Genomic DNA, 16686 nt, shown 5'->3' with positions numbered 1-16686 from the left:
GCGGAGAGCCGGTCCGCCCCTCCTGTCGACATCCCCGTCAATTCCGGGCACGCGGCGCCGCGTTCACCGGCAGCTCGGCCCTCCGGCCCGAATCCCCCGCTTCGCGCGGCTGGTTGCCCCGTACAGAACCGAACGGACCCGGGCGGACCGGCCGGTGTGCGGCCGGGCCCGCCCGGGTCCGTTCGGGGGCTGTACGGGCAGCGCCTACGCGTCCTCGGCCAGCTCCAGCCAGCGCATCTCCAACTCGTCGCGCTCGGTGACCAGTTCGCGCAGTTCGGCGTCGAGCTTGGCGACCTTCCCGAAGTCCGTGGCGTGCTCCGCGATCTGGGCGTGCAGCTTGGTCTCGCGGTCGGAGAGCTTGCCGAGCTGCCGCTCGACCTTCTGCAGCTCCTTCTTCGCCGCCCGCGACTCCTGCGCCGAGAGGGCGTTGGTCGCGGGCGCGGACTCCTTGGCCCCGGCGGCGGGGGCGGCGGACGGGGTGGCCGCCTCCTCCATCCGCTGACGGCGCTCGATGTACTCGTCGATGCCGCGCGGCAGCATCCGCAGCGCCCGGTCGCCGAGCAGCGCCATCACCTTGTCGGTGGTGCGCTCGATGAAGAACCGGTCGTGCGAGATCACGATCATGGAGCCGGGCCAGCCGTCGAGAAGGTCCTCCAGCTGCGTCAGGGTCTCGATGTCGAGGTCGTTGGTGGGCTCGTCGAGGAAGAGGACGTTCGGCTCGTCCATCAGCAGGCGCAGGATCTGGAGGCGGCGCCGCTCCCCACCGGAGAGGTCGCCGACCGGCGTCCACTGCTTCTCCTTGGTGAAGCCGAACTGCTCGCAGAGCTGCCCCGCCGTCATCTCGCGGCCCTTGCCGAGGTCCACCCGGTCGCGGACCTGCTGCACGGCCTCCAGCACCCGGAGGGTGGGCTTGAGCTCGTGCACCTCCTGGGAGAGGTAGGCGAGCCGGACGGTCTTGCCGACGACGATCTTCCCGCCGGCCGGCTGGACGTCGCCCTGGCTGCGGGCCGCCTCGGCGAGCGAGCGCAGCAGCGAGGTCTTGCCCGCGCCGTTCACGCCGACGAGGCCGACGCGGTCGCCGGGGCCGAGCTGCCAGGTGAGGTGCTCCAGCAGCGTCTTGGGACCGGCCTGGACGGTCACGTCCTCCAGGTCGAAGACGGTCTTGCCCAGGCGCGCGTTGGCGAACTTCATCAGCTCGCTGGTGTCGCGCGGCGGCGGCACGTCGGCGATCAGCTCGTTGGCCGCCTCGATGCGGTAGCGCGGCTTGGAGGTACGGGCGGGGGCGCCGCGCCGCAGCCAGGCCAGCTCCTTGCGCATGAGGTTCTGCCGCTTGGACTCCTCGGTCGCGGCGATCCGCTCACGCTCGGCGCGGGCGAAGACGTAGTCGCTGTAGCCGCCCTCGTACTCGTGGACGGTGCCGCGCTGGACGTCCCACATGCGGGTGCAGACCTGGTCGAGGAACCACCGGTCGTGGGTCACGCAGACGAGCGCCGAGCGGCGGGCCCGCAGGTGACCGGCGAGCCAGGAGATGCCCTCGACGTCGAGGTGGTTGGTGGGCTCGTCGAGGACGATCAGGTCCTGGTCCGCGATGAGCAGCTTGGCGAGCGCGATACGGCGGCGCTCACCACCGGAGAGCGGGGCGATGACGGTGTCCAGCCCGTGCTCGAAGCCCGGCAGCGCGAGACCGCCGAAGAGCCCGGTCAGCACGTCGCGGATCTTGGCGCTGCCCGCCCACTCGTGGTCGGCGAGGTCGCCGATGACCTCGTGCCGGATCGTCGCCTTCGGGTCGAGGGAGTCGTGCTGGGTGAGGACGCCCAGGCGCAGCCCGCCGTTGTGGGTGACGCGGCCGGTGTCCGCCTCCTCCAGCTTGGCGAGCATCCGGATGAGGGTCGTCTTGCCGTCGCCGTTGCGGCCGACGACACCGATCCGGTCCCCCTCCGAGACTCCGAGAGACACACCGTCGAGCAGCGCACGGGTGCCGTACACCTTGCTGACCTGCTCGACATTGACCAGATTGACGGCCATTTCACTCCTGCCCAGGGGATGGATCGGCTTCCCAGGGTAGTCGCCGCGCGGATGCGGTAGCGTGCGGCGATCTTCCGGGGTGACCTCCCGGGCAGGAACGTCTCCGGGGTGGGAACTTCATGGCAGGCATATCGGTACGGCGCGGACTGTCGGCGGCGGCAGCGGTGACCGCGGCGCTCTGCGCGCTGGCGGGCTGCGGCACCGGGGACGACGGCGGGGACACCGCCGCCGCCTCCTCGTCCACGACGTCCGGGTCTCCCTCGGCGACGGCGTCGGACACGGCGGTGGAGCCCGCCGCCAAGGGCGGCAGCGTCGGCGCTTCCGGCTCCGACTGCGAGCTCCCGGTCACCTTCGACCTGCCCGCGAAGTGGGAGCCCGACGCCGTGGACGTCGATCCCGACTCCGAGTTCGCCGCCCTCGCCCAGCAGGGCCCGCTGACTCTGGTCTGCGAGATCGACGCCAAACCGGCCGGGAGCATCGGCTTCCTGCGGGTCTGGCGGGGCGAGAAGTCCGCCGCCTCCCCGCGCGAGCTGCTGGAGGCCTTCGTGACGGCCGAGACGGGCGCCGCCGACGCCACCTACACGGACATCAAGGCCGGCACGGTCGCCGGAGCCGAGGCCGCCTACACCGTGACCAGCGAACTCCTGGACGGGCCGAACAAGGAGAGCGCCTTCCTCGTCCCCACCGCGCAGGGCCCCGTCCTCGTCCACCTCGGCGGCATGGACTCCGACGAGCACGACCAGATGCTCCCCGCGTACGAGCTGGCGAAGTCGAGCCTGCGGACCGGCTGAGTTCGTCGGCCGCCCTTCGGCCAGGCCTGTCGGCCTCGCCCTTCGACCAGGAGGAACCGCCATGCATGTCCTGTCGGCCATGACCGAGTCCCCTCCGACACCTGCCGCCGCGAAGGTGCTGTTGCTCGTCGTCGGCGCGGCGTTCACGGTGAACGGACTCTGTCTGACCTTCCGCACCGACCGGACCGTCGCCGCCTGGGCGAGGAGCTTCGTCCTCACATCGGGCGGGAAACGGAGCCTGAGCCGGGGGATGGCCAGGCTGCTGGGCATCGGCCACCTCCTGGGGGGCCTCGGCTGCCTGGTGGGCGGCGTCCTTCAGCTCTTCGGCACGCGTTGACCGCGACCGCGCGGTTCCCGGAGCGATCCGGCGCCCGGCGGGCTCACTTCTCCCGGGCCGACGCCCGGGAGAACAGCGACAGCGCGACGAACAGGGCCACGGGGTAGGTCGCCGCACTCCACGGCTGCGACAGGACCTTCGAAGCGGCGACCGCCGAAACCGCGAGCAGAACCCAGCTCGCTACGAGCCCGGGGTGCCTGCCCAGCGTCTCGGCCGTGCGAGCCCAGCGACTCCGGGAGCCGTGCCTCGTCGGTCCCGTGGTCAGACCCTGGAGCCGGTCCCCGGGGCTCTGGTCGGGCACCCCTCAGACCACCGTCGCGCCCGGCGCCGGGGAGACCGCGACCCGTGCCGTGCGGCAGGTGCCGGAGGCGGTGAGGGCGGCGGCCACCCGGTGGGCGGTGTCCGGGTCGGGGACCAGGAACGCGGTGGTCGGGCCGGAGCCGGAGACGAGTGCGGCGAGGGCCCCGGCGTCGGTGCCGGCGGCCAGGGTCGCGGCGAGCGAGGGGCGCAGCGAGAGGGCGGCGGCCTGGAGGTCGTTGCCCAGGGTCTTGGCCAGGGCGACCGGGTCGCCGGAGGCGAGGGCGTCGAGCAGGGCCGGGGCCGCGGTGGGCTCGGGGACGTCCGTACCGGCGGTGAGCCGGTCGAACTCGCCGAACACGACCGGGGTGGAGAGTCCGCCGTCGGCGACGGCGAAGACCCAGTGGAAGATGCCGCCGGTGGCGACCGGGGTGAGGAGTTCGCCGCGTCCGGTGCCGAGTGCGGCGCCGCCGATCAGGCTGAAGGGGACGTCGCTGCCGAGCTCGGCGCAGATCTCCAGGAGCTCGTCGCGGGAGGCGCCGGTGGCCCAGAGCGCGTCGCAGGCGAGGAGGGCGGCGGCGCCGTCGGCGCTGCCTCCGGCCATGCCGCCGGCGACGGGGATGTCCTTGGCGATGTGGAGGTGGACGGCGGGCTCGATGCCGTACCGCTCCGCGAGGGCGAGGGCGGCGCGGGCGGCGAGGTTGCCGCGGTCCAGCGGCACCTGGGCGGCGTCCGGGCCGGAGCAGGTGATCGTCAGCTCGTCGGCCGGGGTCGCGGTGACCTCGTCGTAGAGGCCGACGGCGAGGAAGACGTTGGCGAGGTCGTGGAAGCCGTCGGGGCGGGCGGCGCCCACGGCGAGCTGGACGTTGACCTTGGCCGGTACGCGGACGGTGACGGTGCCGGTCGTGCTCGGGCTCCCGGTCGCGGTGGTGCTGTGGGTCATGCGGGCAGCTCCGGCTTGTTCTCGGCGATGGCGGCGAACTCCTCGACCGTCAGCGACTCGCCCCGGGCCTGCGGGGAGACCCCGGCGGCGACCAGCGCGGCCTCGGCGGCCGGTGCGGAGCCCGCCCAGCCGGACAGTGCGGCGCGCAGCGTCTTGCGGCGCTGGGCGAAGGCGGCGTCGACGACGGCGAAGACCTCGGTGCGGCTCGCCGAGGTCTCGACCGGCTTCTCCCGCCGGACCAGGGAGACCAGGCCGGAGTCGACGTTGGGGGCGGGCCAGAAGACGGTGCGGCCGATGGCTCCGGCGCGCTTCACGTCGGCGTACCAGTTGGCCTTCACGGACGGCACGCCGTAGACCTTGTTGCCGGGGCGGGCGGCGAGCCGGTCGGCGACCTCGGACTGCACCATGACGAGGGTCCGCTCGATGCTCGGGAAGCGCTCCAGCATGGTGAGCAGTACGGGCACGGCGACGTTGTACGGGAGGTTGGCGACGAGCGCCGTGGGCGCGGGGCCCGGCAGCTCGGTGACCAGCATGGCGTCGGAGTGGACGAGGGCGAACCGGTCGGCGCGGCCGGGCATCCGGGCGGCGACGGTCGCGGGCAGGGCGGCGGCGAGGACGTCGTCGATCTCCACGGCCACGACCCGGTCGGCCGCCTCCAGCAGCGCGAGGGTCAGCGAGCCGAGCCCCGGCCCGACCTCGACGACGACGTCGTCGGGCCGCACCTCGGCGGTGCGCACGATCCTGCGGACCGTGTTGGCGTCGATGACGAAGTTCTGGCCGCGCTGCTTGGTGGGGCGTACGCCCAGCGTCGCCGCCAGTTCGCGGATGTCTGCGGGGCCCAGGAGGGCGTCGGACTCTGTGCTGCTCACCCACTAAGCGTACGGGCCCGGATCGCGATCGCAGGTGCGACCGCGGCCCCACCCCCGCTCAGTAGTCGAAGGCCCGTGCCGTATTGGCGTCGACGGTCGCGGCGAGGGTGTCCTCGTCGACGCCCTTGACCTCGGCCATCGCCCGGAGGGTGACGGGGATGAGGTAGGGGGCGTTGGGGCGGCCCCGGTAGGGCGCCGGGGTGAGGAAGGGGGCGTCGGTCTCGACCAGCACCAGTTCGGCGGGGGCGACGGCGAGGGCGTCCCGCAGCGGCTGGGCGTTCTTGAAGGTGACGTTCCCGGCGAAGGACATGAAGTAGCCGGCCCGCGCGCAGATCCGGGCCATCTCGGCGTCGCCGGAGTAGCAGTGGAAGACGGTGCGGTCCGGGGCGCCGGCCTCGGCGAGGATGCGCAGCACGTCGGCGTGGGCCTCGCGGTCGTGGATGACGAGGGCCTTGCCGTGCCGCTTGGCGATCTCGATGTGCGCCCGGAACGACTCCTCCTGGGCGGCGCGGCCCTCGGGCTCGGTACGGAAGTGGTCGAGGCCGGTCTCACCGACGCCGCGCACGTGGGCGAGGGCGGCGAGCGCGTCGATCTCGGCGAGCGCGTCGTCCAGCGCGGCCTTGCCGCCCGGCGCGCGGACCCCTTCGCGGGTGCGGCCCTCGGGGTCGCCGTGGACGATGCGCGGTGCCTCGTTGGGGTGGAGGGCGACCGAGGCGTGCACCTGGGGGTGGGCGGCGGCGGTGTCGGCGGCCCAGCGCGACCCGGCGAGGTCGCAGCCGACCTGGACGACGGTGGTGACGTTGACGGCGGCGGCCCGTGCGAGGGCCTCCTCCACGGTGCCGTCCTGCATGTCCAGGTGGGTGTGCGAATCGGCGACCGGAACCCGCAGGGGTTCGGGCAGCGGCGGCGCTTCGGTACGGCTCATGCCCTTGATCGTACGAGGAGTGCCGGGCGGGAGGAGCGCCCGCCCGGGGTCCGGGGACACGGGCGGGCGCTCTCGGCCGGGGGCCGGGTCAGCGGCGCTGGAAGGGATGGAACAGGTCCGACAGGTGCCAGTGGCGGGCGGCTCCGGCTCCCGCCGGTACGGCCACGGCGGCCACCCGTTCGTCGTCGTCCTCTCCGGAGGCGGTGCCCGCGAGGGCGCCCGGCTTCCGGCGCGGGGTGCCCTGGAGCAGCTGCTGCACGAGGGAGACCCGTCCCGAACGCATGATGCGGACCACGTGGCCGCCGCAGTTCGTGCAGGTCGGGGTCGACAGAGGAGAGGGGACGCGCTCTCCGTCGGCCTTGTAGACCACGAAGGCGTTGCCGTCCCGGTCGACGTGGTGCTCTATTGCGTAGGCCTGTTCCCAGCCGTGTCCACATCGCATGCAGGCGAAGGCATAGGCCTCATGGACCGTGGTCACCGCGATCTCACTCATACTTGCTCCTCTTGTCCGCAGGACAAGCCGCTCCCGAGTGTTTCCACCTCCCAGTGCACACCCGCCGAATGTGAATCGCACCGGCTCAGGGCCAGTGTTGATGCGTTCTTGGACTCCTTGGTGAGCCCTTGGCCCGCGCATGGTGCGAGGGCGCCCCGTACGAAACCAGCCGTTGGCGGCGCGCGGGCGTGCACCGCCTGTTCACACCCTCGGGGGGCGCGTTTTCCGGGGTCCGCACCTCCGAGCGCCGGGTGTCCTGACCGGGGCGAGGGGGCGGGAAGCCCCGAGAACAAAGGGCTGCACAGGGGCGCACAGGGGGCGCATTCATGAGGGGCGGAATGAATTGAGCATTCAATTGAATTCCGCACCTCACGAAAACAGCATGTCCGGTTTGCGCGGTTCGCTTATCTGGTTTTCACTCGACTCGTACGCAAGTACACGCAACCCCCGGCTTTTCCACAGAACAGAACGGGAACGCTCATGCACACCGAAATCACCCCCACCACCACGACCGACCTGGACAAGGACCTGGAGGCCGCGCTCAACCCGGGCGAGGTCGAGGGTCTCTACCGCGACTCGCGCGAGTGCGCGTTCCTCGCGCTGATCGCCGGCGGTGGGGCGCTCCTCCTTTCGCCGCCCACCCCGCGGCCGAAGAAGGGCTGACTTCCGGCCCATGAACCAGTCAAGCGCTTCGTCCCGGCTCTCGGACGCGGTGCACGACCTGGCGAACGAGGTGGTCCTCGCTCTTAGGAGCGGGGGCCACCTCGCCACGGTGTGCGGCGCGGCCGGAATCCACGAGGACGACAGAACGGGCATCGCCGCGGTACGGGTCATCGGAGCCGACCTGCTGCTGCCGAGCGTGCTGTACGGACAGAGCCCGCACCCCGGCGACGTGGCGGTCTTCCACCGCGCGGTACGGGAGTTCCCGCCGCGCCCCGACGCCTCCCCCTCCACCGCCTGGAGCCACTGGGCGATGCTCTCCACCCTGCACCGGGTGGCCCCCTCCCTCCCCACCGGGCTTCCGACGGGCCGCCCGCCCGCCCTGGACGAACCGGGCATCACCGGTCTGGACGAGGCGCCGTGGCAGGCGTTCTCGCACCAGGTCTCCCTCCTCGCGCCGCTCGCCGTCCCGGCAGCGGCGTCTTCCGTGGCGCGGGTGGCCCGGGGCCGGGTGACCGACCTCGCGCGCGGCTTCGTCCGCGCGGTGCGCCGCCGCGACTGGCTCCAGGCCTCGGGCACCGGCCGCTGGCTGGCCGCCCTCGGCGGGGAACCGCCGACCCTCGGCCTCGACCGGGGCCTCGACTTCGTCGAGCTGATGGGCGGCCAGGACCCCCGGGTGACGCTGAACGTCCGCGCGGCCCGGCTGATGATCGAGGAGCGCGGCAGGTGACCGCGGACCAGGCGACGGCGGACCAGGCGACGGCGGACCGGCCCGGAGCCGGGAGCGCGGCGGCGGAGCACCAGGCCACCGCCGCGCTCACCGGCCTCGTCCGCGAGGTGCGCGACCGCGCGCTGGCCTGGACCGAGGAGAATCTGGCCGGTTTCGTCCTCCCCGAGGACGTGCTGGAGCCGCACACCAAGGTCGACCACACCCTCAAGCCGCTCGGCGAGCTGGCCCAGCTGTGCAGCACGGCCCAGCGGGTCACCGCCCCCGGCGACCCGGCCCGCGCCACCGCCGACCGGCTGGTCGCCTTCGCCTGGGAGCAGACCCGCTCCGGCGATCTGATGCTGGAGCTGCTGCGCTCCGAGCCCTTCGCCGCGTACCCCTTCGAGATCTACGCGGCCTTCGCGGGTCACGGGCTGCGCCACGAGGGGTTCGAGCGGCTCGCCCGCCGGATCGCCGCCACCCGGGGCTGGGCCTTCACCGAACAGCACGCCAACCGGCAGCTGGGGCTGATCAACTCCGAGCGCCGCGTCGGCATCGCCCCGCACGCCGATGCCGAGGCGGTGCTGCGCCGCACCTGGCTGGGCGGGCTCTCCGAGCCCTGGATGCTGGAGCGCGCCTCCGGCTACTCGCTGACCCACGCGGCGTACCACGTCACCGACTGGGGCGTCGCCCCCGAGCGGATGCCCGCCGACCTGGACCGCTATCTGCGGGACTGGCTGCCGCCCTGGGTGGACGGCTGTCTGGAGAGCGACCAGTGGGACCTGACCGCCGAGCTGCTGGCGGTCGGCGCGGGCCTGCCTGGCGTCCCGCCGGTGGAGCTGTTCGCCGCCGCCTGGCCGGTGCTCGCCCGGGTGCAGCACCCGAGCGGTTGCCTGCCGGAGACCGGTCCGCCGGTCGGGCCCGGCGCCTCGGGAACGAGCGACGACGAGGAGCCGTACCCCTTCCTGGCCTGCTACCACTCCACGCTGGTGACGATCTTCGCCGCCTCGCTCACGGTCGCCCGGCTGGAGGGCCCCCGCACACCCACGACATCCGGAAGGAAACATTCCGCATGAGCGGTATCCAGCAGATCCACGAGGTGGGCGCGAAGGCCCTGAAGTGGCTGCACGCCCATCGGGAGGGCTTCCGGCTGGAGGACGACCCGTCGCCCGAGGCCGGGATGCTGGACCGGTTCAAGCCACTGGGCGAACTGGCACTCATCGGCAAGGTGATCTTCCGCGAGGGCGTCGCCGGATCCCAGCAGGCGTCCCTGGCCCGCTCCCTCCTGGACCACGCCTGGCACGAGCTGCTGGACTCCGGCCACCGCCTCCTGGAGGGCCAGCGCCGCGAACCGCTCTCGCCGGTGCCGATGGAGGTGTACGTACCGTTCAAGGAGCTCGGGTACCGGCACCAGGGCCTGGAAGCGGCCGTCCGCCTCAACCACCGCCTGGCCAGCTCGGGCCGGCTGGAGGTGCTGCCGGTCCGCCGCCTGGGCCTCTCCACCATCGAACGCCGCTTCGGACTGCCCGCGAGCCTCCCCGAGGACGAGGCGTTCCGGCGCACCTGGCTCGCCGCGCGGCCCGAGCCGTGGACCGTCGAGGGCCACATCGGCTACGACATCACCCACACCGTCTTCCACCTCACCGACTGGGGCGAGTCCCCCCGGGGGCTGCCGCCGGAGATCGCCGGGTACCTCGCGCTCTGGCTGCCCGTCTGGCTCGACGACTGGCTCGACCTGAAGCGCTGGGACCTCCTCGGCGAACTGCTGGTGGTCGACGCCTGCCTGCCCGAGCCGACGCTCGACCCGGCCGCCTGGCGCGGATTCGCCGCCGCGCAGGAGCCGGACGGGGCGATGCCGGTGTTCGAGGGGATGCCGGAGGGCGACGCGGAGTCGGTCTTCGACCTCGTCTACCACTCGACGCTGGTGGCGGCGTTCGCCTCGGCGCTCGCGGTCTCCCGCTCGCTGTCGGACCTCTCCTCGACGGCCTCCGCGTGAGTACGGGCCCCGCCGTCGCCCGTACCGCGCCCGCCGGCCCCGACGCCCACGACCGGGACGCCGGGGCCGACGCGCGCCTGCTGGCCAGGGCGGCCGAGGCGATCGGCCCGGTGCCCGGCCTGGTCCTCGCGCTCAGCCGCCACGGACACCGCACCCTGCACCTCACCGGCACCGCCCCGGAGCCGGAGGACCGGCCGCGCGACCGGCTCCGCTACGAGCTCGGCTCGGCGTCCAAGACCTTCACCGGGCTGCTGCTCGCCCGGCTGGTCGCCGCGGGCCGCCTCTCGTACGACGCCCCGGCCGCGGAGCTCCTGGCGCCCGGCCACCCGGTGCACCCGTCCGTGCGGGCGATCACCCTGCGCCATCTGATCACCCACACCTCGGGGCTGCCCGGTCTGCCCGCCGACTTCTACCCGCAGGCGGTACCGCGCTGGACCACCGCCCCGTACGCCGGCTACCCCGCCGACCGGGTCGTCCGCGCCTTCCTGCGGGCCCGCCCCCGGCACGCGCCCGGGACCCGCTGGCACTACTCGAACTTCGCCGTCGCGGTCCTGGCCCACACCCTCGCCGCCGCGACCGGCACCCCCTGGGACGTCCTGCTCCGCCGGGAGGTGCTCGCCCCGCTGCACCTGGACGCCACCGCACTCGGCCCGGGACGCCCGGGCGCCGACGCGACGGGCCACGGGCGCCGCGGGGCCCCGGTGCCGGTGCTCGACATCGGCGGGTTCGCCGGGGCGGGGGCCGTCCGGTCCACCCCGCACGACCTGCTCACCTTCCTGGAGGCGCACCTCGCGGCGAGCGGCGCGTACGCCGGGACCGGGGCGGCCGGGGTCACCCCGTTCGTACCGCCGCCGGACGCCTCCCTGGCCGCCGCGCTGGCGGGGATGCGGCGGCCGGTGCTGCGCCGGGGGCCCCGGCACAACCACACCCACACGCTGACGTGGTTCCAGCACGCGTCGCCGCACGGCCCGGTGAACTTCCACGCCGGGGCGACCCCCGGGCAGCAGGCGTACCTCGGTTACCGCCCGGACACCGGGACCGCGCTGGCCGCCGTCTGCACCCGGCGGGTGTCGCTCGGGGACCCGTTCGTGGCGACGGTCCACGGGGTGCTGACGGAGTAAGGGGCCGACGGAGCGAGGGGGCCGGCCGAGCAGGTGCTCAGACGGTGGGCGTGCCCGGGGTGCGGGCCGCGTTCTTCGCGGCGACCACCGCGTCGAACACCTCGCGCTTGGGCAGCCCGGCGTCGGCCGCGACGGCGGCGATGGCCTCCTTGCGGCGCTCCCCCGCCTCCTCGCGGACCTGGACCCGGCGCACCAGCTCCGCCGCGTCCAGCTCCTCGGCGCCGGTGTCGCCCGCGCCCTCCACGACGACGGTGATCTCCCCGCGTACGCCCTCGGCCGCCCACACCGCCAGCTCACCGAGCGGGCCGCGCTTCACTTCCTCGTACGTCTTCGTCAGCTCGCGGCAGACGGCGGCCCGGCGGTCCGCGCCGAAGACCTCGGCCATCGCGGCGAGGGTGTCGTCCAGGCGGTGCGGGGCCTCGAAGAAGACCATGGTGCGGCGCTCGCCGCCGACCTCGCGGAGGCGGCCGAGGCGCTCGCCCGCCTTGCGGGGCAGGAAGCCCTCGAAGCAGAACCGGTCCACCGGCAGACCGGAGAGCGCCAGCGCGGTGAGGACCGCCGAAGGGCCGGGCACGGCGGTGACCCTGATGTCCTTCTCCACGGCGGCGGCGACCAGGCGGTAGCCGGGGTCGGAGACCGACGGCATTCCCGCGTCGGTCACCAGCAGCACCCGCGCACCGCCGGTCAGCGCCTCGACCAGCTCCGGGGTGCGGGCGGACTCGTTCCCCTCGAAGTACGAGACGACCCGCCCCGTGGTGTGGATGCCGAGCGCCTGGGTGAGGCGCTTCAGCCGGCGGGTGTCCTCGGCCGCTACGACGTCGGCCGTCTCCAGCTCGGCGGCGAGACGCGGCGGGGCGTCCGCCACATCGCCGATGGGGGTCCCCGCGAGAACCAGCGTTCCGGTCGTCGGCTTTCCAGGCGTTCCAGGCGTTTCAGTCACAGGAACCATCCTCCCAGCCCCGGCGGCCCCCTTCGCACAGCTGCTTTCCCTACGATGGCGCGGTGACGAGTACTGCGCCCGACGCCCGGCAGGGCCACGACGCCGGGGACGAACTCCGCGGCGAGCAGCCTTCTCCCTGGGAGCGGCGGCTGCACCGCTTCGGCCACGTGCCCCGGAAGGACATCGGGCTGCGCGAACGCCTCATCCCTCCCTACAACCGGCCGAGCCCCCGCACCTGGGGAGTGCTCGGGGTGCCACCGGTCCTCGCGGACCGGCTGGAACGGTGGGCGGGGTGGGGCGGCCCGCTGCTGGTGACCCTGATCGCCGGGGTGCTGCGCTTCTGGCGGCTGGGGCGGCCCGACGCGGTGATATTCGACGAGACGTACTACGCCAAGGACGCCTGGGCCCTGATCAACCAGGGGTACGAAGGTGCCTGGCCCAAGGACGTCGACAAGCTCATCCTGAGCGACCCGTCCCAGGTGAAGGTCCCCGTCGACCCCGGATACGTGGTGCACCCGCCGGTCGGCAAGTGGGTCATCGGGCTCGGCGAGCAGCTGTTCGGCTTCACGCCGTTCGGCTGGCGGTTCATGGTGGCGCTGCTCGGCACCGTGTCGGTGCTGCTGCTCTGCCGGATCGGGCGGCGGATGTTCCGCTCGACGTTCCTGGGGTGCCTGGCGGGCCTGCTGCTCGCGGTGGACGGGCTGCACTTCGTGATGAGCCGCACCGCCCTGCTCGACCTGGTGCTGATGTTCTTCGTGGTCGCGGCGTTCGGCTGTCTGGTGAACGACCGCGACTGGGCCCGCCGCAGACTCGCCGAGGCCCTCCCGGTGGACGAGGAGGGGGTGCTCCGCCCGGACGCCCACATCGCACAGACCCTGCGCCTCGGGTGGCGGCCCTGGCGCCTCGCGGCCGGGCTGATGCTGGGCCTCGCCTTCGGCACCAAGTGGAACGGCCTCTACATCCTGGCCGCGTTCGCCGTCATGTCCGTCCTCTGGGACGTGGGCGCCCGCCGCACCGCCGGCGCGTTCCACCCGTACGCGGCGGTCCTCCGCCGCGACCTGCTGCCCGCCTTCGTCTCCACGGTCCCGGTCGCCCTGGCCACCTACCTCGTCTCCTGGACGGGCTGGCTGATCACGGACAAGGGGTACGACCGCCACTGGGCGGACACGGCGGAGGGCCGCAGCGGCGGCTGGACCTGGCTCCCCGACTGGCTGCGCAGCCTCTGGCACTACGAGCGCCAGGTCTACGACTTCCACGTGGGCCTGACCTCCGGCCACACGTACCAGTCGAACCCCTGGAGCTGGATCGTCCTCGGCCGCCCCGTCTCGTACTTCTACGAGGAGCCCAGCTGCCCCGAGTCCGCGACCGGCAAGTGCGCCCGGGAGGTCCTGGCGCTCGGCACCCCGCTGCTCTGGTGGGCGGCCTGCTTCGCCCTGGTGTACGTGGTGTGGCGCTGGCTCTTCCGCCGCGACTGGCGGGCGGGCGCCATCGCCTGCGGGGTCGCGGCGGGCTGGGTGCCGTGGTTCTTCTACCAGGAACGCACGATCTTCTTCTTCTACGCGGTCGTCTTCGTGCCGTTCCTCTGTCTCGCCGTGGCGATGATGATCGGCGCGCTGATCGGCCCCGCGGCCGGTACCGGCACCCGCGCGGAGCTGGGCCTGACCACCTCCGACCCCACCGGCGAACGCCGCCGCGCGATCGGCGCGGTGGCGGCGGGGCTGCTGGTGCTGCTGATCGTCTGGAACTTCATCTACTTCTGGCCGCTCTACACGGGGACGCCGATCCCGGAGCCGGACTGGCGGAACCGGATGTGGCTGGACTCGTGGGTGTAGCGGGGGCCACGGCGGGCCCGCCACCAACGGGTGCGGCCAGCCGTGGTCGCTACCGATGGATGTCTGCTGCGCACCTGGTAGAGCTCTCGTTATTCACAGGGCGACAGACCATCTCGGAGTAGCCCGTTCGTCCTGCCAGTCGCGGGTTTTCTCCGGGTCTCGCATCTCCGACCACTCAGAGCGCATCGGCAGCCACCTCCGAGCCACCGCGCCAGTTTGACGTCGACGTCACAGGTCAATCGACTTGCTGCTCTGCGGTTGGTCCCGGAAGAACGCAGGCGGCCGTTCTTCACGCTTCGAGAATTCGAGTGACGAATCGGGCGAAAACGGCCGCTGCTCGTGAGTACCCCGTTGAGCTGTCCGCAAGCGGGGCGCTGGGCAACGCGGGCACGACCACCTGTGCTCAGCCCCGGTCCGGGGCTGGACAGAGCCCGGCACGGTCCGCCGCACGCTGACCTCTGCGCCAGTGCCCCAGCCGCCGAGGGCAAAGCATGCTGGCCGTGGACGTGTCCTACTGGCTGCATCCCGAATCCCCTCTCCCCCAGCGGCGCGAGACTGTATTGCGACGCCCACGGACACGACGGCTCGCGAAGATCTTCTCCAACAGCAGCAGACCGCAATCGATCAGCCACCCATCGCTTTCTCAGCGGCGAAGGTATTCGTCAACGCGACCGCCCGCCAACAATTGAATCAGCCAGATCTTATGACAATTGTCGAGTAAGTCCCTCCGTTCGCCCTTTCATCAGAATGAACGGGGGGAGCAGCGGGTCATTGAATCGGTAGCGGAACCTCCTCAAGACTCCACGCTTTGCAAGAATTCCCCCACGCGCCCCATCGGGAGAAGAGAAATCCTTGAGGTGGGTCGCGAACGCAGGCGTATCGTACGGGCGCTCAGATATTTCGCACAGCTTTTCTCGTACATCAGGCGCACTAAACGTCCCCATCTCATCTTTCTCCGCCATGGCACACGCCAAAAGAACTTGCCGGTGCAACGTTTCCCGATTACTGAACGTTGCGCGATGGTACTTATCTCGGACCGTCTGCGAAACGTTATTTATTGCTTTGGAGATGGCAGGATCAACGTCCAGGGTTCGAACTTTCACACGCCCATTTTCCACCACATACACCCCCGCGTTCTGACAGAGCAAGTGAGTGTAGTGCGGAAGCCCCTGGGAAATCGACACGACCTGCCGGGCGAATCCCGGTTCAAACTCAAGGGTGGCAGAACGCATCCCTTGGGAAACAATCTCCATCAATTCCCGGCCGGCCATTCGCGGCATCTGGACCTGAACAATAGCCCTTTGGATGGAGACGTGTTCCGAAATAAGTTCATCAATGTTATCAGCAACACCTACCAGAACGAGCGTAACCGGCACAGCCTGGTCCGACAGAATTTTAATCGTATCGGCAAACCTGGAGCGCGTCTTCGGATCTTCAGGCCGGTCGAATTCATCAATAAAAATTACTGCATTTCCATCAGCCTCCCCCACGATCTCCAAAACTGCCCGAATCTCGTTTGGCGTGGGCTCTGAAGTCTTCAGCAAATCCGCCAGAGTGCTACTCTCAACCACCTTCTGTATCGAGAAACCTGGCGCGTCACGCTCCTCCGTCATGGGAAAATTCTCTAGGATCCCACGCCAGATAGACCCAAAGGTGTCGCCACTGGAACACGTGTAGTAACTGGTCCACATACTTTCATTAAAAGCTTCCCTCAGCACACGCGCCAAGGACGTTTTACCGACACCTCGCTCTCCATAGATGACGGCATGCTGGCCACTCTGGAAGACAATGGAAATCAACGTGCTCATCTGTTCGGTTCGACCAGCAAAGAGCGTTCTGCTCGCAATAGGCGCCGAAGGGCTGAACGAACGCATAACCAGCTTGCGTCGAGTAATACTCTCATCACCCAAGGATGTCATCCCGGGACCCTCCCACGCTTGACGAACACAACGCAAGCGTCATACAATGCCAGTGTTGTAGTGACTGCCGGGCTGGGGTGCAGGTGAGCTGGAACATCGTCATCGTGGACGAGGTGCGCGACTGGCTGCGCGCCTTGCGAAGGCAAGATCAAGAGACGGTTCGGCTGATCGCTGCCGCGATTGATGTACTGGAGTCACAGGGCCCAACACTCGGGAGGCCACTGGTCGACTCCATCACTGGCTCCTCCCTCAAAAACCTCAAGGAATTGCGCCCCGGCTCAACGGGCGGATCTGAGGTGCGAATTCTGTTCGCATTCGATCCTCGCCGGCAGGCGGTTCTACTGGTCGGTGGAGACAAGTCCAACGATTGGCAAGGCTGGTACGACAAGGCGATTCCAATCGCCGAGCAGCGATTTCGGGATCACTCTAACGAGTTGAGCTGAATGTTTTCGGGTGCGTGGGGGGTTAGGGAGGCGCGATGAGTTCCAATTGGCGGGATCTCAGGAGCGAGCTGATCGATGACGACGAAGAGGACGCCGTCGACACGCATCGTGGACGCATGCTGGCAGAGGTTCGAGCGCATCGTTTGGCAGAGGCCCGTAAGCGCCGCCAGATGACCCAGAAGAACATGGCCAGCACCATGGGGATCACTCAATCACGGGTCAGCGCTATCGAGCGGGGAGAGCTCAGCCGGTCCGAGTTGAGCACGCTTGAGGCTTACGTAGCCGCCCTCGGAGGCAAGCTGGAAATCGTTGCCGATTTCGGTGACGAAAGAATTATCCTCGGGTAGCAAAGCTGCCTGACGGTGCGGGCCGACCGCCTTGGCGGTCGG

Annotated in this window: 18 protein-coding genes; 10 read left to right on the top strand and 8 right to left on the bottom strand. The window is 70.9% G+C overall.

The annotated features are described in order from the left end of the window. Positions 1-204 precede the first annotated feature (204 nt). The gene (locus ACFWEE_RS03070) at positions 205-2025 is read right to left on the bottom strand and encodes an ABC-F family ATP-binding cassette domain-containing protein (protein WP_386885865.1); all 1821 of its coding nucleotides are present in this window, start codon (positions 2023-2025) and stop codon (positions 205-207) included. A 119-nt stretch (positions 2026-2144) separates the two neighbouring features. Between ACFWEE_RS03070 and ACFWEE_RS03065 the strand changes: the two genes are divergently transcribed. Both ACFWEE_RS03065 and ACFWEE_RS03060 read left to right on the top strand, forming a co-directional pair. Further along, positions 2145-2816 (top strand): lipoprotein, encoded by a 672-nt coding sequence (locus ACFWEE_RS03065; protein ID WP_386885863.1) that lies wholly within the window; start codon positions 2145-2147, stop codon positions 2814-2816. A gap of 61 nt (positions 2817-2877) precedes the next feature. Continuing rightward, positions 2878-3153, top strand: coding sequence for a hypothetical protein (locus ACFWEE_RS03060; protein WP_386885862.1), 276 nt, complete (start codon positions 2878-2880; stop codon positions 3151-3153). Positions 3154-3196: 43 nt separating this feature from the next. Here ACFWEE_RS03060 and ACFWEE_RS03055 read toward each other — a convergent pair whose 3' ends face one another. From ACFWEE_RS03055 to ACFWEE_RS03035, 5 genes are all read right to left on the bottom strand, one after another. Then, entirely contained in the window at positions 3197-3454 is a 258-nt protein-coding gene (locus ACFWEE_RS03055) for a hypothetical protein (RefSeq protein ID WP_386885860.1), read from the bottom strand. A 3-nt stretch (positions 3455-3457) separates the two neighbouring features. Then, positions 3458-4393: a 4-(cytidine 5'-diphospho)-2-C-methyl-D-erythritol kinase gene (locus ACFWEE_RS03050; RefSeq protein WP_386885859.1), complete on the bottom strand. Its 936-nt coding sequence runs from the start codon at positions 4391-4393 to the stop codon at positions 3458-3460. After that, the gene (gene rsmA / locus ACFWEE_RS03045; RefSeq protein ID WP_386885857.1) at positions 4390-5262 is read right to left on the bottom strand and encodes a 16S rRNA (adenine(1518)-N(6)/adenine(1519)-N(6))-dimethyltransferase RsmA; all 873 of its coding nucleotides are present in this window, start codon (positions 5260-5262) and stop codon (positions 4390-4392) included. The genes ACFWEE_RS03050 and rsmA overlap by 4 nt, the downstream gene beginning before the upstream one ends. A gap of 58 nt (positions 5263-5320) precedes the next feature. Continuing rightward, the gene (locus tag ACFWEE_RS03040) at positions 5321-6187 is read right to left on the bottom strand and encodes a TatD family hydrolase (protein ID WP_386885855.1); all 867 of its coding nucleotides are present in this window, start codon (positions 6185-6187) and stop codon (positions 5321-5323) included. Between the two features lie 88 nt (positions 6188-6275). Beyond that, a complete protein-coding gene (locus tag ACFWEE_RS03035; RefSeq protein WP_386885853.1) occupies positions 6276-6680 on the bottom strand; it encodes a hypothetical protein in 405 nt (134 codons plus the stop codon). 480 nt (positions 6681-7160) lie between these two features. On the opposite strand from ACFWEE_RS03035, the gene ACFWEE_RS03030 reads away from it, so the two are divergent. Genes ACFWEE_RS03030 through ACFWEE_RS03010 form a run of 5 tightly spaced genes read left to right on the top strand, consistent with a single transcriptional unit; the run spans position 7161 to position 11163 of the window. Further along, complete coding sequence (locus ACFWEE_RS03030) at positions 7161-7343, top strand: hypothetical protein (protein ID WP_266707906.1); 183 nt, start codon at positions 7161-7163, stop codon at positions 7341-7343. 10 nt (positions 7344-7353) lie between these two features. Next, positions 7354-8070, top strand: coding sequence for a hypothetical protein (locus ACFWEE_RS03025; protein WP_386885851.1), 717 nt, complete (start codon positions 7354-7356; stop codon positions 8068-8070). Then, a complete protein-coding gene (locus ACFWEE_RS03020) occupies positions 8067-9122 on the top strand; it encodes a DUF6895 family protein (protein ID WP_386885849.1) in 1056 nt (351 codons plus the stop codon). Before ACFWEE_RS03025 ends, ACFWEE_RS03020 begins: the two co-directional genes overlap by 4 nt. Beyond that, a complete protein-coding gene (locus tag ACFWEE_RS03015) occupies positions 9119-10042 on the top strand; it encodes a DUF6895 family protein (RefSeq protein ID WP_386885847.1) in 924 nt (307 codons plus the stop codon). Before ACFWEE_RS03020 ends, ACFWEE_RS03015 begins: the two co-directional genes overlap by 4 nt. After that, a complete protein-coding gene (locus ACFWEE_RS03010) occupies positions 10039-11163 on the top strand; it encodes a serine hydrolase domain-containing protein (RefSeq protein WP_386885845.1) in 1125 nt (374 codons plus the stop codon). Before ACFWEE_RS03015 ends, ACFWEE_RS03010 begins: the two co-directional genes overlap by 4 nt. 37 nt (positions 11164-11200) lie before the next feature. Here the strand turns inward: ACFWEE_RS03010 and rsmI are convergent, their stop codons facing one another. After that, positions 11201-12103 (bottom strand): 16S rRNA (cytidine(1402)-2'-O)-methyltransferase, encoded by a 903-nt coding sequence (gene rsmI, locus ACFWEE_RS03005; RefSeq protein WP_386885844.1) that lies wholly within the window; start codon positions 12101-12103, stop codon positions 11201-11203. Between the two features lie 62 nt (positions 12104-12165). Here rsmI and ACFWEE_RS03000 point away from each other — a divergent pair, with 62 nt between their 5' ends. Next, positions 12166-13935 carry a dolichyl-phosphate-mannose--protein mannosyltransferase gene (locus ACFWEE_RS03000; RefSeq protein ID WP_386885842.1) on the top strand — a complete coding sequence of 590 codons (1770 nt, stop codon included), beginning with the start codon at positions 12166-12168 and terminating at the stop codon, positions 13933-13935. A gap of 701 nt (positions 13936-14636) precedes the next feature. On the opposite strand, the gene ACFWEE_RS02995 is transcribed toward ACFWEE_RS03000, so the two are convergent. Continuing rightward, a complete protein-coding gene (locus tag ACFWEE_RS02995) occupies positions 14637-15809 on the bottom strand; it encodes an AAA family ATPase (protein ID WP_386886147.1) in 1173 nt (390 codons plus the stop codon). Positions 15810-15937: 128 nt separating this feature from the next. On the opposite strand from ACFWEE_RS02995, the gene ACFWEE_RS02990 reads away from it, so the two are divergent. Then, positions 15938-16297, top strand: a complete 360-nt coding sequence (locus ACFWEE_RS02990; RefSeq protein ID WP_386885840.1) for a type II toxin-antitoxin system RelE/ParE family toxin — start codon at positions 15938-15940, stop codon at positions 16295-16297. A gap of 35 nt (positions 16298-16332) precedes the next feature. Further along, positions 16333-16644, top strand: a complete 312-nt coding sequence (locus ACFWEE_RS02985) for an XRE family transcriptional regulator (RefSeq protein ID WP_386885838.1) — start codon at positions 16333-16335, stop codon at positions 16642-16644. The last annotated feature ends 42 nt before the right edge of the window (positions 16645-16686 follow it).

It is taken from the genome of Streptomyces sp. NPDC060184, from assembly GCF_042728795.1.
In the GTDB taxonomy this organism is placed as follows: Bacteria; Actinomycetota; Actinomycetes; order Streptomycetales; family Streptomycetaceae; genus Streptomyces.
This window is presented reverse-complemented; position numbering and strand designations above follow the sequence as displayed.